General features: G+C 71.6%; 7 protein-coding genes. All 7 read left to right on the top strand.

From position 1 onward, the window contains the following. On the top strand, positions 1-927 hold a 927-nt coding region (locus ABZV34_RS36295; RefSeq protein ID WP_356286592.1), incomplete at its 5' end, for a DUF6596 domain-containing protein. 209 nt (positions 928-1,136) lie between these two features. Then, positions 1,137-1,763 carry a TetR/AcrR family transcriptional regulator gene (locus tag ABZV34_RS36290; protein ID WP_356286589.1) on the top strand — a complete coding sequence of 209 codons (627 nt, stop codon included), beginning with the start codon at positions 1,137-1,139 and terminating at the stop codon, positions 1,761-1,763. A gap of 78 nt (positions 1,764-1,841) precedes the next feature. After that, positions 1,842-2,423 carry a helix-turn-helix domain-containing protein gene (locus tag ABZV34_RS36285; RefSeq protein ID WP_356286586.1) on the top strand — a complete coding sequence of 194 codons (582 nt, stop codon included), beginning with the start codon at positions 1,842-1,844 and terminating at the stop codon, positions 2,421-2,423. Between the two features lie 116 nt (positions 2,424-2,539). Continuing rightward, positions 2,540-3,679: a Gfo/Idh/MocA family oxidoreductase gene (locus ABZV34_RS36280; RefSeq protein WP_356286583.1), complete on the top strand. Its 1,140-nt coding sequence runs from the start codon at positions 2,540-2,542 to the stop codon at positions 3,677-3,679. Positions 3,680-3,940: 261 nt separating this feature from the next. After that, entirely contained in the window at positions 3,941-5,263 is a 1,323-nt protein-coding gene (locus tag ABZV34_RS36275) for an aldehyde dehydrogenase family protein (protein ID WP_356286580.1), read from the top strand. A gap of 125 nt (positions 5,264-5,388) precedes the next feature. Then, on the top strand, positions 5,389-5,787 hold the full coding sequence (locus tag ABZV34_RS36270) for a DUF4440 domain-containing protein (RefSeq protein WP_356286577.1): 399 nt from the start codon (positions 5,389-5,391) through the stop codon (positions 5,785-5,787). A 162-nt stretch (positions 5,788-5,949) separates the two neighbouring features. Then, positions 5,950-6,845 (top strand): aldo/keto reductase (locus tag ABZV34_RS36265; protein WP_356286574.1); only part of this gene is annotated, 896 nt, incomplete at its 3' end.

Below are 6,845 nucleotides of genomic sequence, written 5' to 3'. Positions count from 1 at the left end.
CGGAAGGAACCGGACGAGGAGGGCCCCGTGCGCGACGACCGGCTCCGTCTGATCTTCACCTGCTGCCACCCGGCGCTCGCCACGCAGGCCCAGGTCGCCCTGACCCTGCGTCTCCTCGGCGGTCTGAGCACCGCGCAGATCGCCCGTGCCTTCCTCGTCCCCGAGCCGACCATGGCCCAGCGGATCGTCCGCGCCAAGGCCAAGATCCGCGACGCCCGTATCCCGTACCGCGTCCCGCGCGACGCGGACCTCCCGGACCGCGTCAGGGGAGTGCTGGCCGTCGTCTACCTCATCTTCAACGAGGGGTACGGCGGCCGCGAGGACCTCTGCGCCGAAGGCGTCCGACTCGGCCGTCTGCTCGCCGAGCTGATGCCGGACGAACCCGAGGCCCTCGGGCTGCTCGCGCTGATGCTCCTCGTCGAGTCGCGCCGGCCCGCCCGCACCGCACCGGACGGCACCCTCGTCCTGCTCCCGGACCAGGACCGCTCCCTGTGGGACCGTGACCTGGTCGCCGAGGGGCAGGAGCTGGTGCGCCGCTGTCTGCGCCGCGGCCGGCCGGGCCCGTACCAGATCCAGGCCGCCGTCAACGCCGTGCACAGCGACGCCCCGACCGCGGCGGACACCGACTGGGGCCAGATCCTCCGGCTCTACGACCAGTTGACGGAGCTCACCCCGAGCCCCGTGGTCGCCCTCAACCGGGCCGTCGCCGTCGGCGAGGTCGAAGGCCCCGGGCCGGCGCTCGCCCTGGTCGACGTGCTCGGCCTCGACGGGTATCACGCCTTCCACGCCGTACGGGCCGATCTGCTGCGCCGCCTCGGCCGGACCGCCGAGGCCGTACGGGCGTACGAGGCGGCCATCGCGCTGACCGCGAGTCCGGCGGAGCGCGCCCACCTCGTACGGAGCCGGGCGGCGCTCGCGAGCGAGTGAGAGAGTGCCCGGCGGCGGCACGGGGTGCGAGGCCGGCACGGTGAAAAGGGACCGGCGGGTTCAGAATCGGGCAGGTCCAGGAACGGCGGGCAGGTCCAGGAACGGGCAAGTTCAGGAACGGGCAAGTTCAGGAACGGGCAAGTTCAGGAACGGGCAAGTTCAGGAACTGGCGGGTCCGGGGACTCGACAGTTCGGAAGAGGGAGAGATCGTGAAGCTCACCCCCAAGGGTGCGGCCACGCGCGGGCGGATCATCGAGGGAGCGGCCGCCGAGATGCGGGAGCGGGGTGTCGCCGTCACGACACTGGACGACGTGCGGGCGCGGACCGGCACGAGCAAGAGCCAGTTGTTCCACTATTTTCCCGGCGGCAAGGAGGAACTGCTGCTCGCGGTGGCGCGGTTCGAGGCCGACCAGGTGCTGGCCGACCAGCGGCCCGAACTGGGCGACCTCACGTCGTGGGACGCCTGGCTGGCCTGGCGCGACACCGTGGTCGCCCGCTATCGGGGGCAGGGGCCGCAGTGTCCGCTGAACATGCTGATGTCCCAGCTGGGGCGCAGCACCCCGGGTGCGCGGGCGGTCGTCGCCGAACTGCTGGGAAAGTGGCAGGGCGAGATCGCCGAGGGCGTCCGGGCGATGCAGCGCCAAGGGGAGATCGGCCCGGGCGTCGACCCCGACCGTTCGGCGGCCGCGCTGCTGGCCGGTATTCAGGGCGGTGTCGTGGTGCTGCTCTCCACCGGGCGGACGACCCATCTGGAGGCCGCACTCGATCTGGGCATCCAGCAGCTGCGCGACAGCGCGACGCGGCAGCCCGATGCGGCACGGGGAAGACGGACGTGACAGAGGTGAGACGGACGTGACAGGGGGTGGGGCCACCATTTCTTTGGTGTTCGTTCCAGATAGCTGTACGGTGCTCGTATGGCACGTACCCGAGAGTTCGACACGGACGCCGTGGTGGCGTCGGCGATGGAGGCGTTCCGGCGTACGGGGTACGAGGGCACCTCGATGCGGGACCTGGCCGAGGCCACGGGACTGGGCAGCGGCTCGATCTACGCGGCCTTCGGCAGCAAGGAAGGCCTCTATCTGGCCGCCCTCGATCTCTACCGCCGGAGCTACGCGGTGCCGCTCACCGATCTGCTCCGCTCCGGTGGCGACGCCCGTGAGGTGATCCGCGAGGTCTTCGTGGGTGCGGTCGACGAGATCGCCCGCGACGGCAGCCGGCTCGCCTGTCTGATCGTCGCCGGGGCGATGGAGCGGGCCCGTGACGACGTGCGGGTGGGGCAGCGGCTGCGCTCGACGACCCGGTCGCTGGAGCTCGCCCTGTTCGACGTGATCGCCGAGGGGCAGCTGCGCGGCAGGCTCCCGTCGGCGCGCGCCGCCGCAGACCTCGCCGCCTTCCTGGTGACGAGCCTGCAAGGGCTGCGTGTCATGGGTGCGATCGACCCCGATCGTGCCGCCCTGATGCGGTCCGCGGAGGTCGCGTTGAGCTGCCTGGACTGAGCGGATTCCGCTCACGGGGACATTCTTGCGTGCGAAGAGTCCCCGTGCCCCCGCGCGTTCGTGTACCCAAATTATGGAACAGTCGCTCAAGATATGAGCATCGAAAGGATCGACACATGGAACCGACAGGCGTGGGCGTCATCGGCGGCAGCACCGGCGGGTGGGCCTCCCTCTCACACATCCCCGCGATCCAGGCCTCGACGGCCTTCGAGCTGCGCGCCGTCAGCACCTCCCGGCACAGTTCGGCCCAGGCCGCGGCGGCCGCGTACGGGGTGTCGGCCTACGACAACCATCAGGAACTCCTCGCGCATCCGGGCGTCGATCTGGTCGTCGTCGCCGTGAAGGTCACCGAGCACCTCGAACTCGTCTCGGCGGCCCTCGACGCGGGCAAGATGGTCTACAGCGAATGGCCGCTGGGCAACGGCCTGGCCGAGGCGGAGCGCCTGTCCCTGCGGGCGAAGGCGGCCGGGGTCCGCACCGTCGTGGGCCTTCAGGGGCGATACGCCCCTGAGGTCCGCTTCGCCCGCGACCTGATCCGCGACGGATACGTCGGCAGGGTGCTGGGCACCACGCTCTCCGGCTCCGGCATGGTCTGGGGCCCGGAGGTCGCCACCCACGGTCAGGCGTACTGGTACGACAGGGCGAACGGCGCGACGCCCCTCACCTCGCCCACGCTGCACGCCCTCGACCCGCTGCACCACGTACTCGGCGAGTTCGAGTCCGTGGCCGCGAACCTCGTGGTGGGCCGCACCCGCGCGACGGTCGCCGAGGACGGCCGAAGTGTTCCCGTCACGGCCGCGGACCAGGTCGCCGTGATCGGTACGCTCGCCGGCGGCGCCTCCGCGTCGGTCTTCTACCGCGGCGGCACCTCGCGGGCCGGTAACTTCCGCTGGGAGATCAACGGCACCGAGGGAGATCTCGTACTGACCGCCGACTGGGGCAACATGCAGGTCGCGGCGCTCACCCTGGCGGGTGGGAGGGGCACCGACACGGCCACGGCACCCCTCCCGGTACCCGCGTCGTACACGGGTGAACTGCCCGCGGCGCTCGCCGCCTCGCCGGCCGGCAACGTGGCACGGCTGTACGAGCGCTTCGCCCGCGATCTGGCCGAAGGGACCCACACCGTGCCCGACTTCACCCACGCCCTCGCGCGCCACCGGCTGATCGACGCCATCGAACAGGCCGCGGCCACCGGCACGACCCGGACGCCCGCGACGGGCCCCGACCGGTCCGCGTCGCCGGCTGACGGCCGCTGACCGTACGCCGCTCGGGCCGCTCGGACCCCGAAGACGCTGCGGACGCGGTGGCTTTCCACGCCCCTGCGTCCGCCGGGGCGTGGTGCCAGGAATGACACACGGCGACCTTCGTGTAGCCGGAATGTACTTGGGTACCTGAAAGGTTGGCAATTACATCGAGCCCGTAGTCTCGATGAGGGCCAGTGCGCGCCGAGAGGCCGTGCGAGCCCAGTGCGCGGATCATCCGGTCCGCTCCGATCAGCTTCGACCAGCGAGGGCACCGTGACCCACCCCACCCCCGAGCAGCCCGCCGACCTCGTGGCCCGGCTGCGCGCCACCTTCCGCTCCGGCCGGACCAAGCCCGTGGAGTGGCGTACGGCGCAGCTGCGCGGACTGCGCGAGATGCTCACCGCGCACGGCGACGACCTCGCGGAAGCACTCCACGCCGACCTCGGCAAGAGCCCCACCGAGGCCTACCGCACCGAGATCGACTTCACGGTCCGGGAGATCGACCACACGCTGGAGCATCTCGACGAGTGGCTGCGCCCCCAGGCCGCCCCGGTACCGGCACACCTCGGCGCGGACGCGACCGCGTGGACGCGGTTCGACCCGCTGGGCGTCGTCCTGGTCATCGCTCCCTGGAACTACCCCGTCCAGCTCCTGCTGACGCCGATGCTCGGTGCGCTGGCCGCGGGCAACACGGTCGTCGTCAAGCCCAGCGAACTCGCCCCCGCCACCTCGGCCGCCCTCGCGCGGCTGCTGCCCCGGTACCTCGATACCGACGCCGTCGCGGTCGTCGAGGGCGCCGTCGAGGAGACCACCGCGCTGCTGGCGGAGCGCTTCGACCACATCTTCTACACGGGCAACGGCACCGTCGGCCGCATCGTCATGCGGGCCGCCGCCGAGCACCTCACCCCCGTTGCGCTCGAACTGGGCGGGAAATCCCCGGCGTTCGTCGACCGGGGCACCGACCTGGCCGTCGTCGCCGACCGGCTCGCCCGCGGCAAGTTCCTGAACGCCGGTCAGACCTGCGTCGCGCCCGACTACGTCCTCACCGACCCGGAGACCGCTCGAGCCCTGGAACCCGAACTCGTCCGTGCCGTCCAGGAGTTGTTCGGCACCGAACCGCGGCAGTCCACCGAGTACGGGCGGATCGTCAACGAGCGCCACTTCGACCGGCTCGGCTCCCTGCTCGACTCCGGCCGCACCGTCACAGGCGGCACCGGAGACCGCGCCACCAAGTACCTCGCGCCGACCGTCCTGGCGGACGTCGACCCCGAGGCGCCCGTCATGCGCGAGGAGATCTTCGGCCCGATCCTGCCGATCGTGACGGTGTCCGGACTGGACGAGGCCGTCGACTTCATCAACGACCGCGACAAGCCGCTGGCCCTGTACGCCTTCACCGAGTCGGACACCACCCGGGAGCGGCTGGCCGCCGAGACCTCCTCCGGGGGCCTCGGCCTCGGACTGCCGCTCGCCCATCTGACCGTCTCCGACCTGCCGTTCGGCGGGGTCGGCGAGAGTGGCATGGGCAGTTACCACGGCCGCTACTCCATCGAGACGTTCAGCCACCGAAAGGCCGTACTGTCGAAGCCGCTGAGCTGAGACGGGCACGGTTCCACCGGATCGGCGGGCCCGGCCGCCCCGGCGGATCGAGCCGACGCCCTACCAGGGAAGAGGGCTCCCGCGCGACCCCGCGGAGTCCCGCGGGCCCGTGTTACGGTCGCGCGGTGTCCCAGAACGAGATCTACTCGGTGACCGCCGAGTTCTTCGGCGCTTTCGACAACCGGGGCGGCAGGACAGCCGACCTGGAACGCCTCCGCCGGCTGGTCGTGCCCGGTGGCGTGATCGTCAAGACGGGCCCGGACTTCACCGTCTACACGGTGGAGGAGTTCATCGCCCCTCGCCGGACGCTGCTGGGCGACGGCCGGCTGGTCGAGTTCCGCGAGTGGGAGACCTCCGAACGGACCGACATCGCCGGCGATGTCGCCTCGCGCTTCGGCGAGTACCGCAAGTCCGGGATCCTGGACGGTGAGCCGTTCGAGGGCGGCGGGGTCAAGACCATCCTGTACGTCAGCACCACCGAGGGCTGGCGGATCTCGGCCTTCGCCTGGTACGACCACGACTGACCGTCGTGGCGTGGGGACTTGACCGGCGCCGGTCCGCATTCCCCCGGTGGGGCGTCCCCGGAGGCCCCGTCGCCGCACGGGACGCCTCCGCCCCGCCACGGGATGCCGCCGCCCCACCGAACGCCGACGTGGCCTCGTACGACCGTATGCGAAACTGCCACGATGACCTCAGAGATGATCACCGCGGCCGCCGCGGGTGCCTGGAGACTCGGAGATCTCGACGTCAACCGCATCGGGTTCGGTGCCATGCGCCTCACCGGCAGCGCGGCCTTCCACCTGGGTACGCCGAGTGACCGCGACCGGTCGATCGCCGTGCTGCGACGCGCGATCGAGCTCGGTGTCGATCACATCGACACCGCGGCCTTCTACTTCTCGGCGCTGCGCTCCGCGAACGAGCTGATCAACAGCGCGTTGGCCCCGTACGCCGACGAGTTGGTGATCGTCACGAAGGTGGGCCCGTACCGCGACTACGCGGGGGAGTGGGGCGCCCCCGCCCGGCCGGACCAACTGCGTTCCCACGTCGAGGAGAACCTGCGCCAGCTCGGGCGCGACCACCTCGACGTGGTGAACCTGCGCCGCATGGGGCAGGACTCGATCGCCGAGCACTTCGGCGCGCTCGCCGAACTGCGTGACGCGGGGCTGATCCGGCACCTCGGAGTCTCCGACGTCGAACCCCGGCAGCTGGCCGAGGCACGGGCCATCGCGCCCGTCGTGTGCGTTCAGAACCGGTACGGCCTCGGCTCGGCGGATTCCGGTACCGACGAGCTGCTGCGGATCTGCGGGGACCTGGGCATCGCGTTCGTGCCGTTCTTCGCGATCGCCGGCAAGGGCGGCGCGCGGGGCCCCGGCGGCACGGACGGTTCGGCCGGTGGGGCGGGCAGCGAGGTGCTCGCCGTCGCGCGAGCCCATGGCGCCACCCCCGCGCAGATCCGTCTGGCGTGGACGCTGCGGCAGGGTCCGCACGTACTGGCCATCCCCGGCACCGGAAACCCGGACCACCTCACCGAGAACGTCGCCGCGGGCGCGCTCCGGCTCACCGACGACGAGGTGGCCCGGCT

It is taken from the genome of Streptomyces sp. NPDC005195 (genome assembly GCF_040608315.1).
GTDB lineage: Bacteria > Actinomycetota > Actinomycetes > Streptomycetales > Streptomycetaceae > Streptomyces > Streptomyces kaempferi.
The sequence above is the reverse complement of the archived record's forward strand: the minus strand, read 5'-3'. Positions and strand labels throughout refer to the sequence as shown.

What these genes read in the sequence shown, in the direction of transcription:
- ABZV34_RS36280 (WP_356286583.1), top strand. Translation starts at nt 2,540, where the DNA reads ATGGAACCGACAGGCGTGGGCGTCATCGGCGGCAGCACCGGCGGGTGG.
- ABZV34_RS36285 (WP_356286586.1), top strand. Translation starts at nt 1,842, where the DNA reads ATGGCACGTACCCGAGAGTTCGACACGGACGCCGTGGTGGCGTCGGCG.